The organism is Streptomyces sp. NPDC021356 (assembly GCF_040641015.1).
Classification (GTDB): Bacteria; Actinomycetota; Actinomycetes; order Streptomycetales; family Streptomycetaceae; genus Streptomyces.
On the sequence record NZ_JBFACU010000017.1, the window covers coordinates 89,724 to 109,914 of the forward strand.

Consider the following 20,191-nt stretch of genomic DNA (forward strand, 5'->3'; position numbering starts at 1 on the left):
TCAGAGGTTGCCGCGGCGCTCCTGCTCGCGCTCGATCGCCTCGAACAGGGCCTTGAAGTTGCCCTTGCCGAAGCCCATGGAGCCGTGCCGCTCGATGATCTCGAAGAACACCGTCGGGCGGTCCTGGACCGGCTTGGTGAAGATCTGCAGCAGGTAGCCGTCCTCGTCGCGGTCGGCGAGGATCTTCAGCTCGCGCAGGGTGTCGATGGGCACGCGGGTGTCGCCGACCCACTCGCCGAGGGTGTCATAGTACGAGTCCGGGGTGTCCAGGAACCGGACGCCGGCGGCGCGCATCTGACGGACCGTGTGCACGATGTCGTTGGTGTTCAGCGCGATGTGCTGGACACCGGCGCCGCCGTAGAACTCCAGGTACTCGTCGATCTGCGACTTCTTCTTCGCGATCGCGGGCTCGTTGATCGGGAACTTGACCTTGAGGGTGCCGTCGGCCACGACCTTCGACATCAGGGCGCTGTACTCGGTCGCGATGTCGTCGCCCACGAACTCCTTCATGTTCGTGAAGCCCATGACCTTGTTGTAGAACTCCACCCACTCGTTCATCCGGCCGAGTTCGACGTTGCCGACGCAGTGGTCGACCGCCTGGAACGAGCGCTGGGCGGGCGGCTCGACGATGGGCTCGGCGGCCGTGAAGCCCGGCAGGTACGGGCCGTCGTAGCCGCTGCGCTCGACCAGGGTGTGGCGGGTCTCGCCGTAGGTGGCGATCGCGGCGAGGACGACCGTGCCGTGCTCGTCCTTCAGCTCGTAGGGCTCGGCGACGGAGCGGGCGCCGTGCTCGACGGCGTAGGCGTACGCGGCGCGCGCGTCCGGGACCTCGATGGCGAGGTCGACGACGCCGTCGCCGTGGTCGGCCACGTGCTGGGCGAGGAAGTGGCCCCAGGCGGTGGCCGGCTTGATCACCGAGGTGAACACGAACCGGGCGGAGCCGCTCTCCAGGACGTAGCTCGCGGTCTCGCGGCTGCCGTTCTCCGGTCCGGAGTAGGCGACCAGCTGCATACCGAAGGCGGTGGAGTAGTAGTGCGCCGCCTGCTTGGCGTTGCCCACGGCGAAGACGACCGCGTCCATTCCCTTGACCGGGAAGGGATCGGCCTGCCGTGCGGTCTCGTCGGGAGTGTGCTGTGTGGTCTGCGTCATAGCGGAAGCGTCACCCGGCACCGCAAGGTGCGCAATAGTTCGCGCGTTCACTGGGCAAGGTGTCCGGTGAAAGCCCGGCACCGGCAGGCTTTCTGTACAGGATGACCACCCGGGAGGCGGGGCCCATGGCGATCGATCATCTGGACGGCCGCATCATCGTGCTGCTGGCGCGCGAGCCGCGCATCGGCGTCCTGGAGATGTCCCGGCGGCTGGGGGTGGCGCGCGGGACGGTGCAGGCCCGCCTGGACCGGCTCCGCTCGGGCGGGGTCATCCGCGGCTTCGGCCCGGAGGTGGACCCGGCGGCGCTCGGCTATCCGGTCACGGCGTTCGCGACGCTGCAGATCCGGCAGGGGCAGGGCGCGGGCGTCCGCGCCCACCTGGCGACCGTGCCGGAGGTGCTGGAGCTGCACACCACCACCGGCACCGGGGACATGCTGTGCCGGCTGGTGGCCCGCTCCAACGCCGACCTCCAGCGCGTGATCGACCGGGTGGTCGGCATCGAGGGCATCGTCCGCGCGTCCACCGCGATCGTGATGGAGAACCCGGTGCCGATGCGGATCATCCCGCTGGTGGAGCAGGCGGCGGAGGAGTGAGGGCGAGCGAGGAGGAGTTACAAAGAACCCGTTGCAAAGAACCCGTTGCAAAGATATCTTTGCATGGCTACGGTGGTCAGCATGCCGGAAGAGCAGACAACGCGGGTGCTCGATGCCCACTCACTTCGCGGGCTCGCCCACCCGCTGCGCATGCGCCTCCTGGTCGCCCTGCGGCACGGCGGCCCCGCCACCGCGTCCCAACTCGCCGGGAAGCTCGGCGAGTCGAGCGGGGCGACCAGCTATCACCTGCGCCAGCTCGCCGCGCACGGTTTCGTCGAAGACGCCCCCGAGCACGGCAAAGGCAGGGAGCGCTGGTGGCGAGCCCTCAGCACGTCCGTCCAGCTGGACGACACCCTGGTCAGGGACGCGGACCCCGTGGTGCGGGGCGCCGCCGCCGTCTTCCGTCACGAGGTGGCCACCGTGCACACCCAGGAACTCGACACCTGGGTCGCCAACTCCAACGACTGGGCGGCCGAGTGGGGAGGCGCAAGCGACATGAGCGACTTCACCCTTCGGCTCACGCCGGACCTGGCCCGGGAACTCGTCCAGCGCATGCACGAGCTGATCAGGGGCTACGGCCCCGCGCCCGAAGGGGCCCCCGACGCGGAGACCGTACGCGTGCACACCCACCTCTTCCCCACCCACACGGCCTGAGAGGCAGCCCGATGCGTCCCGAGACCCACCTCGTCCTGCACCACGCCCGCGCCGCCGAACTCCACGCCGAGGCCGCGGCCGACCACCTGGCCGACGACGTGCGCCAACGGCAGCGACACCCGCGCGACCTGCGGGGCCGGCTCGGCTGGACCCTCGTGGAGGTCGGCCTGCGCCTGGCCACCGCCGCCCCCGCCGCTGGGGCCGTGAGCGCGGGGACCGTGACCGCCTAACAGCTCGGTACGGCGGAGTCCTTGCCCTCCCGCAGGGCGGTCAGGGCGCCGATCGCGCCCTTCAGGGTGGTCACCGGGACCAGCCTCAGGCCCTTGGGCAGTTCCGCCCCGGCGTCCTTGCACTCGTCCTTGGGGACGAGGAAGACCGTGGCGCCGTCCCGCCGCGCGGCCTGCGTCTTGAGGGCGACACCGCCGACCGCGCCCACCGTCCCGTCGGGACTGATCGTGCCCGTGCCCGCGATCGTACGGCCGCCCGTCAGGTCCGCGCCGCCGCCGGCGCCGTGCAGCTTGTCGATGACGCCGAGAGAGAGCAGCAGGCCCGCGCTGGGGCCGCCCACGTTGGCGAGGTCGAGCTTCACGTCGATCTTCCGGCCGGACTTGCCGAGGTACTTCAGGGCGGCCTGGGTCGCCGCGTCCTGCGACTCCTTCATCTGCGCCGCGTTGTGCTGCTCGATCTGCCGGACGGTGTCACCGCTCGGGTAGACGGCGTCGCGCGGCATGACCGCGCGGTCCGTGGCGAACCAGCCGTCGATCACGTCACCCAGCGAGATGTGCGTGTCCGGGCCGGTCGCCTCGATGGTCACCATCCGCAGTTGCCCGGAGGTGTTCCGCACGGGCGCGCCGGAGATCGTGATCACCTGGTTGCCCTTGAAGGTGCCGAGCACGTTCGCCGTCGACCCCGGCTGCGCCACCGAGAACGGCAGCGGCGCGAAGGCCGCCGTGGCGACCAGGGCCACGACGGGCAGCGCGCAGACGGTGAGGGCCTGGGGGCGTGTGAGGCGAGAGAGCACGGCTTCAATCTACGCGACCAGGCGGCACGGTCACCTGAGTGCCTCGGCCACCTCGCGGGCGGCGTCCACCACCCTCGGGCCCACCCGCTCGGGCACGGCGTCCGCGAGCATCACCACGCCGACGCTGCCCTCGACGCCGCTCACGCCGAGCAGCGGCGCCGCGGCTCCGCAGGCGCCCGCCTCCAGTTCGCCGTGGGTGAGGGTGTAGCCGGGTTCGGCGGCCGGCTGGCGGCGGGCCGTGAGGATCGCCTTGCCCGCGGCGCCCCGGTCCAGGGAGTGGCGAAAGCCCGCCCGGTAGGCCACGTGGTAGTCGGTCCAGGTCGGTTCCACAACGGCGACCGCCAGCGCCTCCGCCCCGTCGACCAACGTCAGGTGCGCCGTCGCGCCTATGTCCTCGGCCAGGGAGCGCAGCGCGGGCAGCGCCGCCTCGCGCACCAGCGGGTGCACCTGCCGGCCCAGACGCAGCACCCCGAGCCCGACCCGGGCGCGTCCGCCCAGATCACGGCGGACCAGCGCGTGCTGTTCGAGGGTGGCGAGGAGCCGGTAGACGACGGTCCGGTTCACGCCCAGTCTCTGGGACAGCTCCGTGACGGTCAGTCCGTGGTCCGTGTCGGCCAGCAGTTTGAGGACCCTCAGTCCCCGGTCGAGCGTCTGGGATGTCTCCGCGGTCACGACGCCCACTCCTTCAGTGGTGAGGTCGGCGGCGCTCCTCGCGGCGGGTGCGTCACCGAGTCCCGTCAGTGACGCGCGACAGAGGCCGCCGATCGGCCGGCGGTCCGGGGGCGGTCCGGACTCAGTCGCTTCACGGCTGCGCTCCGCGGCGGCTCTGCCACGGGGCGTGTGCGTAGCGGGACAGTAGCGAAGCCGGTTCGCTGAGCGGAAGGCTCCGTCCAGAATCCGGGCAGTGCCCGACGGGAACTGTCCGCGTACGTCCCGATACGCACCGCACATCTCTGCACAGGGTCCTCACACGCCCCAGGCGCCACCCGGGGCCGCGCTCGCCTCAGCGCATCCGGGTGGCCCACTCCTGCACCTTGGCGATGCGCTGGCGCAGCTGGCCGGCCGTCGCCTCCGCGCTCGGCGGTCCGCCGCACACCCGGCGCAGCTCCGTGTGGATCACGCCGTGCGGCTTGCCGCTCTGGTGGACGTAGGCGCCGACCATCGTGTTGAGCTGCTTGCGCAGCTCCATCAGCTCCTTGTGGGTGACCACCGGCCGCCGCTCGGCGGGCAGTTCGAGCAGGTCGGCCTCGTCGTCCGGCTTCTTGCGGCTGTGCGCGATCTGCCGGGCCTGCCGCTTCTGGAGCAGCAGCTGCACCTGCTCGGGTTCGAGCAGGCCCGGGATGCCGAGGTAGTCCTGCTCCTCCTCGCTGCCCGGGTGGGCCTGCATGCCGAACTCGGCGCCGTCGTAGAGGACCCGGTCGAAGACGGCGTCGGACTCCAGCGCCTCGAAGGGCAGCATGTCCTGCTCGCCGGTGTCCTCGTCCTGCTCCTTGTTCGCCTCGTCCATCTCCTTCTCGGACTCGGCGTAGGGGTCCTCCTCACCCTCCTTCTTCGGCTTGTCGAGGGCGTGGTCGCGCTCGACCTCCATCTCGTTGGCGAAGGTCAGCAGGTCGGGCACGGTCGGCAGGAAGACGGAGGCGGTCTCGCCGCGCCGCCTCGACCGTACGAAACGGCCGACGGCCTGGGCGAAGAACAGCGGGGTGGAGATCGTCGTCGCGTACACGCCGACCGCGAGGCGCGGGACGTCGACGCCCTCGGACACCATGCGGACGGCGACCATCCACCGGTCGTCGCCGTCGCTGAACTCGTCGATCTTCTTCGAGGCGCCGGCGTCGTCGGACAGGACGACGGTCGCACCGCTGCCGGTGATCTCACGGATCAGCTTGGCGTAGGCGCGCGCGGAGTCCTGGTCGGAGGCGATGACCAGGGCGCCGGCGTCCGGGATGGCCTTGCGGACCTCGGTGAGCCGCTGGTCGGCGGCGCGCAGCACGGCCGGCATCCACTCGCCGCGGGCGTCCAGCGCGGTGCGCCAGGCCTGGCTGACCGCGTCCTTGGTCATCGGCTCGCCGAGCCGCGCCTCGATCTCGTCGCCGGCCTTGGTGCGCCAGCGCATGTTGCCGCTGTAGGAGAGGAAGATGACCGGGCGGACGACGCCGTCGGAGAGGGCGGAGCCGTAGCCGTAGGTGTAGTCGGCGGCCGAGCGCCGGATGCCGTCGTTGCCCTCCTCGTACGCGACGAACGGGATGGGGTTGGTGTCCGACCGGAACGGCGTACCGGTCAGCGCGAGCCGCCGGGTCGCGGGTTCGAACGCCTCCAGGCACGCCTCGCCCCACGACTTCGAGTCGCCGGCGTGGTGGATCTCGTCGAGGATGACGAGGGTCTTGCGCTGCTCGACGCGGTTGCGGTGCAGCATGGGGCGCACCCCGACGCCCGCGTACGTCACGGCCACGCCGTGGTACTCCCGGCCGAGCGGGCCCGCGCTGTACTCGGGGTCCAGCTTGATGCCTATGCGGGCGGCGGCCTCGGCCCACTGCTTCTTCAGGTGCTCGGTCGGCGCGACCACGGTCACCTGCTGGACGACGTGGTGGTGCAGCAGCCAGGAGGCGAGGGTCAGCGCGAAGGTGGTCTTCCCGGCGCCGGGGGTGGCGACCGCGAGGAAGTCGCGCGGCTGCTCCTGGAGGTACTTCTCCATGGCGCCCTGCTGCCAGGCACGCAGCTTGCCGGCGGTTCCCCAGGGGGCGCGGCCCGGGAAGGCGGGCGAGAGGTGGTGGGAGGCTGACACGGGGGTGCGCCCGGAGGGCCCTCCGTTGAGGGCGGTGGCGGGCGACGGGCGGGCGGTAGTCACGGTCTCCGGGTTCGTGGTGCGGGTCGGTCTCGGCTACGTATGACAACCGGGCCACCCTACCGGTGTCCTCACCCCTCCCCGGAGCCGACGACACCCCGCCGGGCGCGGGTGCGACGCGGGTCACAGACGACGGGCCGGCCGCGCCGGTGTCTCGTGCCACAGCCGGCCGTGTCCGGGCGGCAGGACGTCAGGCGGCCACGCCACCACCCGTCAGCGATCGTCCGTTTCACCGGCCGCCCGCGACTCACCTGTCGCCCGGTTCACCTGTGCCCGGCTCACCGGTCGCCCGCCTCACCTGTGCCCGTCACCGATCGCCCGCCTCACCGGTCGACAGCCGGCCGGTGATCCACACGCCCGCCAGGGCCACCCCCGCCATCGGCAGGAAGACCGCCGCGAACGCGGCCGGACGGGCCCCGGAACCGGCCGCCGCGGCCGTCGCCGTCGTGTGGGCCACCGTGCCGCCGCCCAGCGCGGCGAAGGCGGCGCCGCCCGCGGCGAGCAGGAGGACGTTGGACAGGGCGTCGGACATCTGGAGGGCCGCGGAGTTGGCCCCGGCCTCCTCGGGTGCGGACAGGCGCAGCAGGAGCACGCTGGTGGAGGAGATGACCAGGCCCATGCCGAAGCAGCCGAAGCCCCAGGCGACGGCGACCGTCCACACCGGGACGGAGTGGACCAGCACGCTGGGCGCGGTGGCGATGGCCGCCGCGACGAGCACCATCCCGAGCGTCATCAGCCGCTCCCGGTACGGCGTCACGCCCGGCCGGGACTGCACCCACGAGCCCAGGGCCCAGGTGCCGCCGCCCGCGGCCAGCGAGAACCCGGCCAGGGTCGGGGAGAGCCCGCGCTGGGTGACGAGCATCAGCGGTACGAAGGACTCGGCGGCGATGAAGGAACCGGCGGCGACGCCGCGCAGCAGCACCACGGACGGCAGCCCGCGCGCCGCCCGGTAGGTGCCGTGCGGCAGCAGTCCGCGCACGGCGGGCACCAGCAGCGCGGCGCCCGCCGCGGCGGGCAGCAGCGACATCCACCGCAGGTCCTGGGCCGCGTACTGGAGGAGCCCCGCACCGAGCGAGATGGCGAGGGCGAGCCGGATGCGCCGCCGGGCGGGGTACGGCGCGGCGTCCTGCTCTCCGCCCTCCCCCACCGGGCCGGCCGCCCGCCGCCGTATCTGCGGCAGGGCCATCGCCAGCGGGAAGACCACCAGCACGGGGATGCCGATGAACACCCAGCGCCAGCCCAGGTGCTCGGTGACCGCCCCCGAGGCGAGCGGGCCGACGATCGAGGGGACCACCCAGGCCGCCGCGAACGCCGCCATGATCGCCGGGCGCAGCCGCTCCGGGTAGGCCCGCCCGACGACGACGTACAGGGCGACGATCACCAGGCCGCCGCCGAGCCCCTGGACGGCGCGGCCCATGATGAACACCCACATCGTGGTCGCCGTCCCGGCCAGCAGCAGGCCGGCCGCGAACGCCCCGATCCCCGCGGTGAGCGCGCCCAGCGGTCCGCGCCGGTCCGCCCACTGCCCGGCGAGCACCATGCCGAACAGGCTGGTCGTGAAGTACCCCGAGAACGCGAACGCGTACAGCGACACCCCGTGCAGTTCGCGCGCGGCGACCGGCATCGCCGTGCCGACGGCGGTCGCCTCGAAGGCGATCAGCAGCACGACGGAGACGATCCCGATGCTGAGTGCGCGGTAGGCGCGGCCCAGCACCGAGTCGGCCGCCTCGGCCGCGGCCTCCCGCGAGGGGGACGTCGTACATGTCTCAGGGATGCCTGCGACGTCGGTGTCGCGTGGTTCGAGGGCGGTCATGGTCGCCAGAGTAAGGTCCGCAGGCGGCTTTGACCCCTGTCGGGAGTCGGTCCCGGACCGGGACCTTGGTCGTACGACCGGAGGCATCCGGTCCTCCTTTCCCCTGCCCTTCATGGACGCCCCCCGCCTTTGTGAACGGCGTGTGGCAGTCCCGTTGCAGCGCTCGCCGTCTCCTTGAGCCACCCCCCGCGCCCGTCCTACGGTCGATGAACCGAGTCCGGGACGAGCACTCAGCGTTCCGAACGCGGCCGTGTGCCCGAGTGGTTCAGGGAGTCGCCTGCAAAGCGACTTACGCGGGTTCGATTCCCGCCACGGCCTCCGGTCGAGGGGGGAAGGCGGGCGGTGTGCTTCAGAGCACGCCGCCCGCTTCGTCATGGAAACCGATCCGCTTGTCACGGTGCAGCAGCCACAGGGTGAAGGCGAGGGTGGAGACGTCCGTGTTGAGCGGGTGGAGGGTGGCCTCGCGCTCGCTCCATCTCCACACCGTGCCCGTGCTGCCGTCGACCACCAGGCTGGTGACGGTGACGAGGTCACCGAGGCGTATCAACCGGTCCGCCGCCACCGGGAGTCCGGTGGGCGCAAGGTGCGGGCGGTCCTCGTCGGCGTGGTGTTCGGCGAGGGTGGGCAGGGGGACGTCGGTGTCCAGCTGGAAGAGGGTCCCGTCCTCGGGCAGGCCCGTCTCGCGCAGGAAGCGGCGGGTGGGCTCGTGGGTGAGCGTGACGGGGAAGTCGACGTCCTCGAAGCGGGCGACGCGGCCGGGACCGAACTCCCGCTCCAGGAGGCGGGCGGGCAGATCGAGGGTGAGGCCCGAGCGCGTGCCCGGACCGGCGATCAGGGACAGTGGGCGGATGAGGGCGGCGGCCTTCCAGAACGGCGGCACCTCGCCGTCCGCGCCCACCTCGAACACCGCGAGGAGCTGCCGGGACGCCTCGGCGACCGCCTCCGAACCGTACCGGCCGGCGTAGGAGGCGAACTGGCCTCGCAGGCCCGCCAGTTCCTCCGTGACCGCGGCGAAGCGGACCAGCGCCTCCAGGGACGGTGCGAGCGGGCGGGCGTCCATGAGGCCGGGGTGGTCGTGGCGGTCGGGGCGGAAGTACGTCGGGGAGATCCCGCCGCTGCCGCCGTCCGGCAGCAGCGACCCGGTCTCCAGGCCGACGGGGCCGAACAGGCCGCCTGTCACCGGCCGCTCACGCAGCCCGGCGGCCACGCGGTCGGGGTCACCGATGGAGTCGGCGACCGTGCGCAGGCCGTCGCGGCGCAGCGCACGGAACGTCGGCAGGGCGCTGCCGGCCGGCAGTCCGGGGCCGGTGAGTCCGCGGTGCATGGGCGCGTGTGTGGGCGCGTGTGTGGCGTACGGTCCGAGGCCGGTCTCGGGCCGGGTCATCACCGCGGTGGCGGTACCTGTCGTGCTCATCTGTCCCCCGTGTCCCCCGTGCTGAACGGTCCCCTGGCGCGGGCGGGGCCCGGTCCGGGGCGGGGCGCGGCCGGGCCCGTCCGCAGCGGGCGGGCGCCGTCGTCCCCACTGCCCAGCACATTACGCCGCCCCACTGACAACGCCCCCGGCCTGCGCGAACGCCGGAGGAACAGGGGGTCACCGGCCGGTGACGACCGCGGCCTGCGGGCGGATCGGCAGCCTGTTGACCGGACGGCCGGTGGCGGCGCGCACCGCCGAGGCGATGGCCGCGGGGGAGGTGACCACCGGGACCGCGCTGACGGCCTTGGCGCCGAAGGGGGCCACGACGTCGCGCTCCTCGACGAGTTTCACGATCCGGATGTCCGGCGCGTCCAGGGCCGTCGGCAGGGCGTAGCCCGTCAGGTCGGGGTGGCGGACCAGGCCGCGCGGGGCGCGCAGGTTCTCCGTGAGGGCGATGCCCACGCCCTGCGTGACGCCCGCCTCGATGCGCGCGGCCAGCTGCGCGGGGTTGAGGACCCGGCCGACGTCCTGGGCCACCGCCAGCTCCACGACCCGTACCGAGCCCAGTTCGATGTCCACGTCCACCACCGCGCGGATCGCGCAGAAGGCGAGGCCGACGAAGGCGTCGCCCTGGCCAGACTCGTCCAGCGGCTCCGTGGGGTGCGGGCGGCACTGCGCCGTGGCCCACAGCTCCTTGCCCTCCATGGCCTCGGTGACCGTGGTCGACAGGACGCCGTCGTAGGAGGTGATCTTGCCGTCGGTGATCTGGAGCAGTTCGGTGGACATGCCGAACTTGTGGGCCAGGGGCTGCAGGAGCTGGGTGCGGACCATCTTCGCCGCCCGCTCCACGGCACCGCCGGAGACCCATGTGTGCCTACCCCGGCAGCCCGCGCCGGCCGGGGGCTGGTCGGTGTCGACGGGGGCCACGTGCACCTCGTCGACGCCCAGCGTCTCCTGGACGATCTGCCGGGCGAGCGTGGTGAAGCCCTGGCCGGTCTCGACGGCCGCGCAGAGCACGGTCGCCACTCCGTCGTGGACCTTCACGGTGGCCGTGGAGACCTCGTCGGCGCCTTCCGCGCCGAGCATGTGCACCATGCCCAGGCCGTAGCCCACGCCCCGGCGCACCGCGCCCGGTTCACCCGCGCCCTCGGGACCGCCGGGCAGCAGCCACTCGTCCTCGGGGGCGTCCTTGGGCAGCGGCGGCAGCGGGTGGTCCCGCACGGTCTGGAGCAGTTCCGCGACCGGGGCCGGGCAGGTCACCGTCTGGCCGGTGGGCAGGACGTCGCCGGTCGCGAGCACGTTGCGCAGGCGCAGTTCGGCCGGGTCGACGCCGAGTTTCCTGGCCAGTTTGTCCATCTGCGCCTCGTAGGCGGCGCACACCTGGAGGGCGCCCTCGCCTCGCACGTGGCCGGAGGGCGGGTTGTTGGTGCGCACCGCCCAGCCCTCGATGAACGCGTGCGGGACCACGTAGGGGCCGCAGGCGAAGGACACGGCGGCGGCCAGCGCCTCGGCGGAGGTGTCGGCGTAGGCACCGGCGTCCAGCAGGATCTGCGCCTCGACCTTCACCAGCCGGCCCTCGGCGTCGGCGTGGTGGCGGTAGCGCAGGAGGGTGGGGTGGCGGTGCACGTGGCCCAGGAAGGACTCCTCGCGGGTCGCCGTCAGCTTCACCGGGCGGCCGGTGCGCAGCGCCAGCAGCCCGAGCGGGAGCTGGAAACCCTGGTCCTCGCGGTCGGCCGTCGCGCCGGGCACGCCGGTGACGACGATCTTCACGCGCTCGGGTGCCAGGCCGTAGCAGGCGGCGAGCGTGTCGCGGTCGGCGTGCGGGTCGGTGGAGGCCACGTACAGCTCGACACCGCCGTCGGGCCGGGGCACGGCGAGACCGGCCTCCGCGCCGATGGGCGCCGGGTCCTGGCGGCCGATGCGGTACAGGCCCTCGACGACGACCTCGCCGGCCGCCTCCGGGTCGCCGTGGCGCAGCGGGATGTGCCGGATCAGGTTGCCGTCGGGGTGCAGGGGTTCGGCCTCGAAGGCGTGCTCCGGGTCGGTCACCGGGTCGAGCACCTCGTACTCGACGGTGACGGCGGCGGCGGCCATCCGCGCGGTGTCCGGGTGGTCGGCGGCGACGGCGGCGATGGGCTCGCCGTGGTGGCGTACGACGTCGGAGGCGAACACCGGCCGGTCGGCCACGCCCCTGCCGTACAGGGGGCTGCCGGGCACGTCCTCGTGGGTGACGACGGCGCGGACGCCGGGCATCTCGCGCGCGTGGGAGGTGTCGATGGACACGATGCGCGCGTGCGGGTGCGGTGAGCGCAGCACGGCCGCCCACAGCAGGCCCTCGGCCCACAGGTCGGCGGCGTACGGGAAGGTGCCCTCCGTCTTCGCGCGGGCGTCGGCGGGCGGCAGCGAGGAGCCGATACCGTGCGGCAGCGGCTCCGGCGACGCGGGCGCGGGCGCGGTATCCGTGGCGGCAGCGGTGGCGGCTTCGTCGCTCACGCCTGGCCTCCGTCCTGACCGTAGGGGTCGTGCGGGTGGTGCGGTGGTTCGTCGGGGGCGTGCGGGCCGGGCGCGTCGAAGGCGGACGGGTGGATGCCGCCCGCGCCGGGGCCCGCCTGGTGCGGGATGCGGGGCTCGCCGGCGTCCGTCCCGGCGTACCCGGCGCCGGTGTGCTCGGGCCCGGTGTGCTCGGGCTCCGCGTGCTCCGCGGCGGCCGACGCCTCGCGCTCGGCGACGACCTCCTCGACGGCCCGCAGGACGCCCCGGTAGCCGGAGCAGCGGCACAGGTTGCCGCACAGGGCCTGCCGGGTCTCCCGCTCGGTCGGCGCCGGGTTGCCCTCCAGCAGGTCGTGCACGGTCATCGCCATGCCCGGCACGCAGAAGCCGCACTGCACCGCGCCGCAGCGCGCGAGCGCCCGCTGCACGTCCGAGGGCTGCCCGTCGGCGGCCAGGCCCTCGACCGTGCGCACCTCGCTGCCGGCCGAGGTGACGGCGGGCACCAGGCAGGAGGCGACGAGGCGGCCGTCCACCTGCACGTTGCAGGCGCCGCACTCGCCCTGCGAGCAGCCGTCCTTGGCGCCCGCCAGGCCGAGCCGCTCGCGCAGCACGTACAGCAGCGACTCGCCGATCCAGGCGTCCGTGACGGGCCGGTCGACGCCGTTGACGCGCAACACGTAGGAGGCGAGCGGGTGTTCGTCCTGCGGTGGCGCGGGGGGCGGGCCCTGCGGGTCCGGTTCGGCTGCCGTCTCCTGCGGGGCCGGCGTCTCCTGCGCAACGGCGTCCGCGTCCGGACCGTGGTCCGGGCCGGTCTCGGCGTCGGTCTCGGCGTCGGGCCGGTGGTCGTCGGCAGCGGCGTCCGGCTCGGCGTCGGTCTCCGGGGCCGTGACGGGCTCCTGGGCGGCCCCGGGCTCGACGGCGGTGTCCTCGGCCGGGTCGGGGTCCGCGGGCGGCTCCGCGGAGCCTTCGGCGGCCTCCACGGGCCCTTCGTCGTCGTCCGCCGCCGCCGGTGCGCCGGTGGACGGCTCCCGCACGGTCTCCCCGGGATGCTGTCCGGCGGAGGGCGCGGGCACGGGCGCGGGCACGCCGGTGGCGGCGGTCGCGGCCCCCGGCACGTCCGGTGCCCGGTCCGCAACGGGCCCGGAGGGCGCCTCCGAGGCGGGGTGCACCTCGGAGCCCGGTGCCTCCTGGGGGGTGGCGGGGGGCGCCTGCGGTGCCGGGTGTCCGGGAACGGGGTCCACGGGCCCCGGGTCCACGGGCACCGGGTGCTCGGGGGCCGGGCGTTCGGGGGCACGCTCCGGTGCGGGCAGTCCGGCGCCGTACGAGTGCCCCGACGGGTCGCTCTCGTACGCGCCCGGGGCCGGCTCCTGCGCGGTCCGGCCCCACGGCTGTCCCGCGGTCTCGGTGGCCCACGGGGCGGGGGCGCCGCCGGGAAGGGTGGCCGGAGGGGTGCCGCCCCACTGCTCGATCAGGGCCGACGTGGTGAACTCGCCGGATTCGTCCGGGATGTCACCACCGGCCACGGGAATGGACCACTGCCCGGTCACGTCGTGTCCGGGCGCCGCCCCACCGGCCCGCACCTCCTCAGGGTGCCCGTGCTGCCCCTGGTCGCCCTGGTGCCCGTGCGGCTCCTGGTACCCCTGGACCTCCTGGAAGTTCCACTGCTGGGTGGCCTCGGGCCGGTAGGCGAACGCCTCGCCCGCGCCCGTGTCGCCGTGGCCGTGGCCCTCGTCCGGCCGCGGCACCGCGTTCGGGTCGGGCCAGCCGGTGCCCTGGGCGGGCGCGGCGGGTACGGCCCAGGTGCCGGTCGCCGCCGGGTCGGTGGCCTCGGCCGGGGCGGACGTGACCGTTATCTGCGGCGGCACGTACCCGTGGCCCGGCGCGGCGAGCGGGCTGTCGGCGGCCAGGAGCGCGTCGATGCCGCCCTCGGGGAGCTTGACGAAGGCGGTGGCGCCGTCGTCGTAGTCGCCCTGCGGCAGCGGGTCCCAGCGGCCGCCGCTGGGGGGCGTGCCCTGTCCGTGCTGGTCGTCGGTCACGACAGCGCCCTCCCCAGTGCTCGTCGGGCCAGCGCGGCGACGGTGCGCCGCAGGTGCAGTACGGCGGGCGGGAGCTGCTGCACCGAACCGTCCTCGGCCACGGCCGGGTCGGGGATGCAGGCCGCGGCCACGTACTCGCCGAAGGCGTTCAGCGCCTCGGGGACGATCGCGCGGTTGTTGTCCCAGTCGATGAGCCCGGCCACCCACTGCTCGGCGTCCAGCGGCCTGAGCGGCATCGGCGCTATGGCACCGACCGCGCACCGCACGCCGCGCCGGGCCGGGTCGAGGACGAGCGCCACGGAGGCGACCGCCCGGCCGGGACCGGTGCGGCCGGTCGCCTTCAGGAAGACCTGCGGGGCGTGCAGCAGCGGTACGCGCACGTAGCCGATGAGTTCGCCGCCGCGCAGCATCTCCACGCCGGCCAGCAGGTGGGAGACCGGGACCTCCCGGCGGGCCCCGCCCGGGCCCGCGACGATCAGGGTGGCCTCCAGGGCGGCCAGCACCGGCAGCGCGTCCCCGGTGGGCGCGGCCGAGGCGATGTTGCCGCCCAGGGTGCCGGCGTTGCGGATGTGCGGCGGGCCCGCGGCGCGCGCGGCGGCGGCCAGCGCCGGGATCAGGGCGGCGAAGTCGGGGCGCCCCATCCGTGCGTGCGTGAGGCCCGCGCCGAGCAGCGCGTGCCCGTCCTGGTACTGCCAGCCGCGGATCTCGCTGATCCGGCCGAGGCCGACGAGCGCGGCGGGCCTGAGCTGCCCGGAGTTGACGGCGGCCATGAGGTCCGTGCCACCCGCCACGGGTACGGCGGCGGGCATGGCGCTGAGCGCCGCCACGGCCTCGTCCAGCGTCGTGGGCAGCGTGACGGCCTGCGCCGCCTGCGGTGCGTGCGTGGTCAAACCGGCTGCCCCTTCCCGCTGCCCCACTGGTCCCACCCGTGCTGCCGTACGGTACGGCCTGACAGGGCGGACGTGGCAACTCTGGCACATCTTCCCAGGGCTCGCGGACACGGGTCCGCCGGGAGGCATTCGCCCACCTCATCGGGGACATGGTCCGTTTTGACACAGGATCACCGGTGCGAGCGAATTAGCGCTGTTCGCTGACTCTTGCGGACTTTTTACAGTGCCAGTTCGAGACAGCGGGCGGCCGGCGCGCACCCGGCCGCCCGGGCCGCCGCTGCCGCCCGCGCCGCCGCCCCGGCCGCCCGCGCCTCCTGCGTACCCCGTCCCGCTACCGGACCGGCGGCGGGCCGTCCAGCGGGCGTCCCAGGACGCCGGGCCTGCGCTGCCAGGGGTGCGGTCCGGCGGGCGGGCGGTAGCCGACGCCCAGGGCGTCCAGGCGCCGGTAGTGGCCCGCCATCCGCCGCTCGAAGTCGGCGAAGTCCCGCTCGCCCGGCGCGGGCAGGGTGCTCCAGGCGACCTCGGCGAAGGCGGCCAGCCGGGGGAAGGCCTGGTAGTCCACGCGCGCGGGGCTCTCCATCACCTCGGTCCACACGTTGGCCTGGGCGCCCAGCACATGGCCCGTGTGCTCGGCCTCCAGCTCGGCCGGAACCGGCTCGAACCGGTACACGTCCTCCAGGGTGCGCACGAAGCCGATCGGCACGGGTTCGTCCGCGCCCGCGTCCTGCCGGTGGTCCAGGTACACCTGCTGCTCGGGGCACATGACGACGTCGTGGCCGGCGCGCGCGGCGGCGATCCCTCCCGCGTAGCCGCGCCAGGACGCGACGGCGGCGCCCTCGGCGAGGCCGCCCTCCAGGATCTCGTCCCAGCCGATGAGCCGGCGCCCGCGCGCGGTGAGCCACGTGTCGAAGTGGCCGATGAACCAGGACTGCAACTCGTCCTCGTCGGCGAGTCCGAGTTCCTTGATGCGGGCCTGCGCGGTGGCCGACGCCCGCCACTGCTCCTTGGGACACTCGTCGCCACCGATGTGGAAGAAGCCGGAGAACGGCGCGGCGTCCGCCGGGAACAGTTCGAGCAGTTCCTCGAAGACGCCCTCGTAGAAGCGGAGGGTGGCGTCGGTGGGGGCGAGGACGTTCTTGCTGACACCCCAGTCGTCCCAGACGGTCAGGGCGGTGGTGTCGACGACGTCGGTGTTGCCGAGTTCCGGGTAGGCGGCGATGGCGGCCTGCGAGTGCCCGGGTACGTCCACCTCGGGGATGACGGTGATGTGCCGCTCGGCGGCGTAGGCGACGATCTCGCGGATGTCGTCCTGGGTGTAGTGGCCGCCGTGCGGCTTGTCCTCCCACAGCGGGGAGGCGCGGTGGCCGTACTTCGTCCGGGAGCGCCAGGAGCCGGTCGCGGTCAGCTCGGGGTACCGCTTGATCTCGACGCGCCAGCCCTGGTCGTCCGTCAGGTGGAAGTGCAGGACGTTGAGTTTGTGGGCGGCCATCAGGTCGAGGTAGCGCAGGACGCCGTCCTTCGGCATGAAGTGCCGGGCGACGTCCAGCATCAGGCCGCGCCAGCGGAAGCGGGGGGTGTCCTCGATGTCGGTCAGCGGCAGCCGCCACCGTCCGCCGGGCAGCGGGGCGCGCCGGAAGGCGGCCGGGCCGAGGAGCTGCCGCAGCGTCTGGGCACCCCAGAAGAGGCCGGCGGGGCCGCCGCCGGCGAGGTCGGCGCCGTCCGGCGTGACGACCAGGCGGTAGCCCTCGGCGCCGAGGTCCCGGGCGACGGCGTCGTCCAGGCGCAGGCGCAGGGCGCCGTCGCCGGCCGGCGCGGGGGCGAGCGGCAGTCCGGTGGCCGCGCCGAGGGTGGCGCGCAGCCAGCGTTCGGTGCGGCCGGTGCCCTCGCCCGCCGTCACCGTGGTGTCGGGGCCCAGTTCGAAGAACCGTTCCTCGTCGGCCGTCGTACGTCCTGGCCGGGGGATCACGTCCATCACGTCAGTCACGTCAGTCCTTTACCGCTCCGCCGAGGCCGGAGACGAGTCGTCGTTGCACGAGTACGAAGAAGACCAGTACCGGGATCGTCATCACCGTGGAGGCGGCCATCACGCCGCCCCAGTCGGGATCGTCCGGTTTGTAGAAGACCAGCAGCGCCATCGGCAGCGTCGACTGGGAAGTGTCGCTGATGATGAACGACTTCGCGAAGAGGAAGTCGTTCCAGGTCGAGATGAAGGAGAAGACGCTGGTGGCCACCAGTCCGGGGAAGACCAGCGGGAAGAGGATCTGCCACAGGAAGCGCGCGCGGCTCGCGCCGTCGATGAACGCGGCCTCCTCCAGGGCTTCCGGAACGGCTTTCACGAACCCTCTGAGCATCCAGATCGCGAACGGCAGCGAGAAGGCGATGTGGGGCAGGATCAGCGATCCCAGGGTGTTGAGCTGGCCGAAGTCCCGCATCAGGAAGAAGAGCGGGATGGTGAGCGCTTCCACGGGCACCATCTGGGCCACCAGGAACAGGATCAGCAGGGTGGTGCGGAACCGGAAGCGGAACCGGGTGACGGCGGTCGCCGCCAGGAACGCGATCAGCGCGGAGGCGATCACGACGGTGCCCGCGACGAGCAGGCTGTTGAGGAAGTAGCGGCCGAACTCCTGTTGCTGGAAGACCCGTCGGAAGGAGTCCAGCGAGGGGGACGCCGTCCAGGGGCGCGGCTTCGTCGACTCGATCTCCCCGGCCGGTTTGAAGGCGCTGAGCACCATCCAGTACAGCGGGAAGGCGACCACGACCGCGACGATCAGGGCCGACGCCTCGGCCGCGAGCCGTCCCGGGCGGCGCACCCGTACGAGCGGAAGGTTCACAGCTCCTCCCCCTGGCGGCGCAGCAGCCGCAGGTAGACCAGGGTCACGGCGAGCAGGATCAGCAGCATCACGACGCCGATCGCGGAGCCGAGGCTGTACTGCGAGGACGCGAACGCCTTCTGGTAGGCGTAGACGTTCAGGACGAGGTTCTGCCCGGCGATGCCGCCGCCGCCCGTCATGACGTAGATCTGGGTGAAGACCTTGAAGTCCCAGATGACGGACTGGATGGTGACGACGACCAGGATCGGGCGCAGCATCGGTGCCAGCACGGAGCGCCAGATGCGCCACTGGGAGGCGCCGTCCAGCGCGGCGGCCTCCAGCACCTCGGCGGGGACGGCGCGGATGCCGGCGTAGACGGTGACCATGACGAACGGGAAGGAGCACCACACCACTTCGAGCAGGACGAGGAGGAAGGCGCTGTAGCGCCCGTACGTCCAGGAGTGGTCGCCGAGCCCGAGGATCTTGTTGACGGGCCCGAAGTCGGCGTCGAACAGCAGCAGCCAGACCGTGGAGCCGGTGACCGCCGGGGTCGCCCAGGCGCCGAGGGCGGCGAGCATCAGCGCGAGGCGCGGCACGGCGCGCACCCGGGTGAGGAGCACGGCGAGCGCGCAGCCGACGGCGAGCGTGCAGAGCACGCAGGCCGCCGCGAACACCACGGTGGCCACCAGGACCCGCCAGAACTGGTCGTCCCCGAACAGTTCGGCGTAGTTCCCCAGGCCCTGGAAGGTGGCCGGCTTCCCGCCGCTGACCTGGGCCTGGGTGTACTCCAGGAAGGAGATCAGGCCGAGCTGGTAGACGGGGTAGACGAGCAGTGCGCCGAGGACGACGAGGGCCGGGGCGAGGTACAGCCAGGGGGTGACGGCCCCGCGCTCGAGGGGGCGCGGGGCCGGGCGCGGCGAGCGGCGGCGCGTCGGCACCCCCGCGCGCACCGCCTCCCCCGGGCTCGTGGTCGAACCCGTCATCCGGCGGAGCCGAACACGTCGTTCATCTTCTTCGCGGCGTCCCCGGCGGCGGCCTTGACGTCCTTCTTGCCGCTGACGACCTCCTGGAACATGGTCGGCAGCACCAGCGAGGAGTCGATCTGGGCCCAGGCGGGCGTGGCCGGGACGAACTCGGTGCCCGCGGCGAGGGTGTCCACGAAGGGCTTCACGTACGGGGTCTTGGCGGCGACCTGTCCGCGTACGTCCTTGAAGGTCGGCAGGAAGCCCATCGCGTCGAACATCTCGGCCTGGGTCTTCTTCGAGGCGAGCCGCTTCATCAGGTCCACGGCGAGGGTGCGGTGCGAGGTGCTCTTGAGGACGCCGATGTTGTTGCCGCCCGCGAAGGCCGGCGCGACGGAGCCGGGCTTGACGCCGGGCAGCGGCACGACGGCGTACTTGCCCTTGGCCACGCCGGCTTCCACGGCCTGGTGGCTGAAGTCGCCGCCGATCGCCATGGCCGCCTTGCCGGCGGCGAAGGCGGTGATCGTGTCGTTGCCGGTCATGCCGGCGCACTTGGCGGCGGGGCAGTTGTCGTCGCCGAACAGGGACGTGTACTCCTCGATGCCCTTGCGGGCCGCGGGGCTGTCGATGGCGGAGGTGTAGGAGCCGGACTTGCCGGTGGCGATCTGGCCGCCGTTGGCCCAGATGAAGGGCATGGCGCCGTAGGTGTAGGCGCCGCCGACGGCGAGGCCGTACAGGCCGGGCCGGGCGGCCCGGACCGTGTGGGCGGTGGTGGCCAGTTCGTCCAGGGTCTTCGGCGGCTCGAGGTGCAGTTCCTTGAAGACGTCGGTGCGGTAGTACAGGGCGCGGACGCCGACGAAGTAGGGGGCGCCGTAGATCTTGCCGTCCACGGTGACCGACGTGCGGGCAGTGGGGTCGGTGTCCTTGGCCTCGCCCCAGGCGTCGAACTCCGCGGTGACGTCGGCGAGTCCGCCGTCCTTGACGTAGCCGGCGGTGTCGGTGTTGCCGTACTCGATGACGTCGGGGGCGCTCTTCGGGTCGTTGAACGCGGCCTTGATCCGCTGGGCCCGGGTCTCCACGGGGATGTACTCGACGCTGACGTCGGTGCCGTCGTAGGCCTTGCGGAAGTCGGCGAGGACCTGTTTGACCACCTGTTCCTTCGGCTTGTTGGAGACCTCCTGGAACAGCCAGACGCGCAGGGTCCCGGTCTTCTCGTCCTTGCCGGAGGAGGAGTTGTCGGACGTCTGCGGGGCGCAGGCGGTGGCGGTGAGGGCGGCGGCGGCCAGCAGCAGGGCCAGCCGTCCGGAAAGTCTTGCGGAGAGCTTCATGGAGCCATTCCTCCGGTCAGGGTGTTGCAACATGCGCAATGACGGTTTTGCTCTGCACAACACCACGGAGGCTAGGGACTCGGTGAACGCGCCGACAAGAGGTCTCAACCACTCTGTGACCGCCCGACGCACCCTGTGCAACGCCGGACAGCACAAAGGCCCCCCAAGCGCGCAAAACGCACTCGGGGG

The 20,191-nt window shown here is 73.2% G+C and carries 16 protein-coding genes and 1 tRNA gene; 4 read left to right on the top strand and 13 right to left on the bottom strand.

The window, feature by feature from the left end:
• The gene (gene hppD, locus AB0G56_RS23740; protein WP_360972447.1) at positions 1–1,149 is read right to left on the bottom strand and encodes a 4-hydroxyphenylpyruvate dioxygenase; all 1,149 of its coding nucleotides are present in this window, start codon (positions 1,147–1,149) and stop codon (positions 1–3) included.
• Between the two features lie 125 nt (positions 1,150–1,274).
• On the opposite strand from hppD, the gene AB0G56_RS23745 reads away from it, so the two are divergent.
• The 3 genes from AB0G56_RS23745 (at position 1,275) to AB0G56_RS23755 (ending at position 2,626) form a co-directional block, all read left to right on the top strand.
• Entirely contained in the window at positions 1,275–1,742 is a 468-nt protein-coding gene (locus tag AB0G56_RS23745; RefSeq protein WP_360972449.1) for an Lrp/AsnC family transcriptional regulator, read from the top strand.
• 81 nt (positions 1,743–1,823) lie between these two features.
• Positions 1,824–2,396 carry a winged helix-turn-helix domain-containing protein gene (locus AB0G56_RS23750; protein ID WP_360972451.1) on the top strand — a complete coding sequence of 191 codons (573 nt, stop codon included), beginning with the start codon at positions 1,824–1,826 and terminating at the stop codon, positions 2,394–2,396.
• An 11-nt stretch (positions 2,397–2,407) separates the two neighbouring features.
• On the top strand, positions 2,408–2,626 hold the full coding sequence (locus tag AB0G56_RS23755; protein ID WP_360972453.1) for a hypothetical protein: 219 nt from the start codon (positions 2,408–2,410) through the stop codon (positions 2,624–2,626).
• Here AB0G56_RS23755 and AB0G56_RS23760 read toward each other — a convergent pair.
• The 4 genes from AB0G56_RS23760 to AB0G56_RS23775 form a co-directional block, all read right to left on the bottom strand.
• Positions 2,623–3,417 carry a S16 family serine protease gene (locus AB0G56_RS23760; RefSeq protein ID WP_360972455.1) on the bottom strand — a complete coding sequence of 265 codons (795 nt, stop codon included), beginning with the start codon at positions 3,415–3,417 and terminating at the stop codon, positions 2,623–2,625. The two genes, AB0G56_RS23755 and AB0G56_RS23760, sit on opposite strands and share 4 nt — an antisense overlap.
• A 30-nt stretch (positions 3,418–3,447) precedes the next feature.
• Entirely contained in the window at positions 3,448–4,089 is a 642-nt protein-coding gene (locus AB0G56_RS23765; RefSeq protein WP_360972457.1) for a helix-turn-helix domain-containing protein, read from the bottom strand.
• 331 nt (positions 4,090–4,420) lie between these two features.
• A complete protein-coding gene (locus AB0G56_RS23770; RefSeq protein WP_360972609.1) occupies positions 4,421–6,199 on the bottom strand; it encodes a DEAD/DEAH box helicase in 1,779 nt (592 codons plus the stop codon).
• Positions 6,200–6,566: 367 nt separating this feature from the next.
• Positions 6,567–8,072, bottom strand: a complete 1,506-nt coding sequence (locus AB0G56_RS23775) for an MFS transporter (RefSeq protein ID WP_360972459.1) — start codon at positions 8,070–8,072, stop codon at positions 6,567–6,569.
• A gap of 246 nt (positions 8,073–8,318) precedes the next feature.
• Between AB0G56_RS23775 and AB0G56_RS23780 the strand changes: the two genes are divergently transcribed.
• A tRNA-Cys gene (locus tag AB0G56_RS23780) sits at positions 8,319–8,390 on the top strand.
• A 31-nt stretch (positions 8,391–8,421) separates the two neighbouring features.
• Here AB0G56_RS23780 and AB0G56_RS23785 read toward each other — a convergent pair.
• The 8 genes from AB0G56_RS23785 to AB0G56_RS23820 all read right to left on the bottom strand — a co-directional run bounded on the left by AB0G56_RS23785 (position 8,422) and on the right by AB0G56_RS23820 (position 20,002).
• A complete protein-coding gene (locus AB0G56_RS23785) occupies positions 8,422–9,486 on the bottom strand; it encodes an SUKH-4 family immunity protein (RefSeq protein WP_360972461.1) in 1,065 nt (354 codons plus the stop codon).
• Between the two features lie 177 nt (positions 9,487–9,663).
• Positions 9,664–11,979, bottom strand: coding sequence for a molybdopterin cofactor-binding domain-containing protein (locus tag AB0G56_RS23790; protein ID WP_360972463.1), 2,316 nt, complete (start codon positions 11,977–11,979; stop codon positions 9,664–9,666).
• Complete coding sequence (locus tag AB0G56_RS23795; protein WP_360972465.1) at positions 11,976–14,012, bottom strand: 2Fe-2S iron-sulfur cluster-binding protein; 2,037 nt, start codon at positions 14,010–14,012, stop codon at positions 11,976–11,978. Before AB0G56_RS23795 ends, AB0G56_RS23790 begins: the two co-directional genes overlap by 4 nt.
• Complete coding sequence (locus tag AB0G56_RS23800; protein ID WP_360972467.1) at positions 14,009–14,902, bottom strand: FAD binding domain-containing protein; 894 nt, start codon at positions 14,900–14,902, stop codon at positions 14,009–14,011. The genes AB0G56_RS23795 and AB0G56_RS23800 overlap by 4 nt, the downstream gene beginning before the upstream one ends.
• A 331-nt stretch (positions 14,903–15,233) precedes the next feature.
• Positions 15,234–16,874 (bottom strand): beta-N-acetylhexosaminidase, encoded by a 1,641-nt coding sequence (locus AB0G56_RS23805; RefSeq protein ID WP_360972611.1) that lies wholly within the window; start codon positions 16,872–16,874, stop codon positions 15,234–15,236.
• 13 nt (positions 16,875–16,887) lie between these two features.
• On the bottom strand, positions 16,888–17,733 hold the full coding sequence (locus AB0G56_RS23810; protein WP_360972469.1) for a carbohydrate ABC transporter permease: 846 nt from the start codon (positions 17,731–17,733) through the stop codon (positions 16,888–16,890).
• The gene (locus tag AB0G56_RS23815) at positions 17,730–18,695 is read right to left on the bottom strand and encodes a sugar ABC transporter permease (RefSeq protein WP_360972471.1); all 966 of its coding nucleotides are present in this window, start codon (positions 18,693–18,695) and stop codon (positions 17,730–17,732) included. Before AB0G56_RS23815 ends, AB0G56_RS23810 begins: the two co-directional genes overlap by 4 nt.
• Positions 18,692–20,002, bottom strand: coding sequence for an extracellular solute-binding protein (locus AB0G56_RS23820; RefSeq protein ID WP_360972472.1), 1,311 nt, complete (start codon positions 20,000–20,002; stop codon positions 18,692–18,694). Before AB0G56_RS23820 ends, AB0G56_RS23815 begins: the two co-directional genes overlap by 4 nt.
• Positions 20,003–20,191 lie beyond the last annotated feature (189 nt).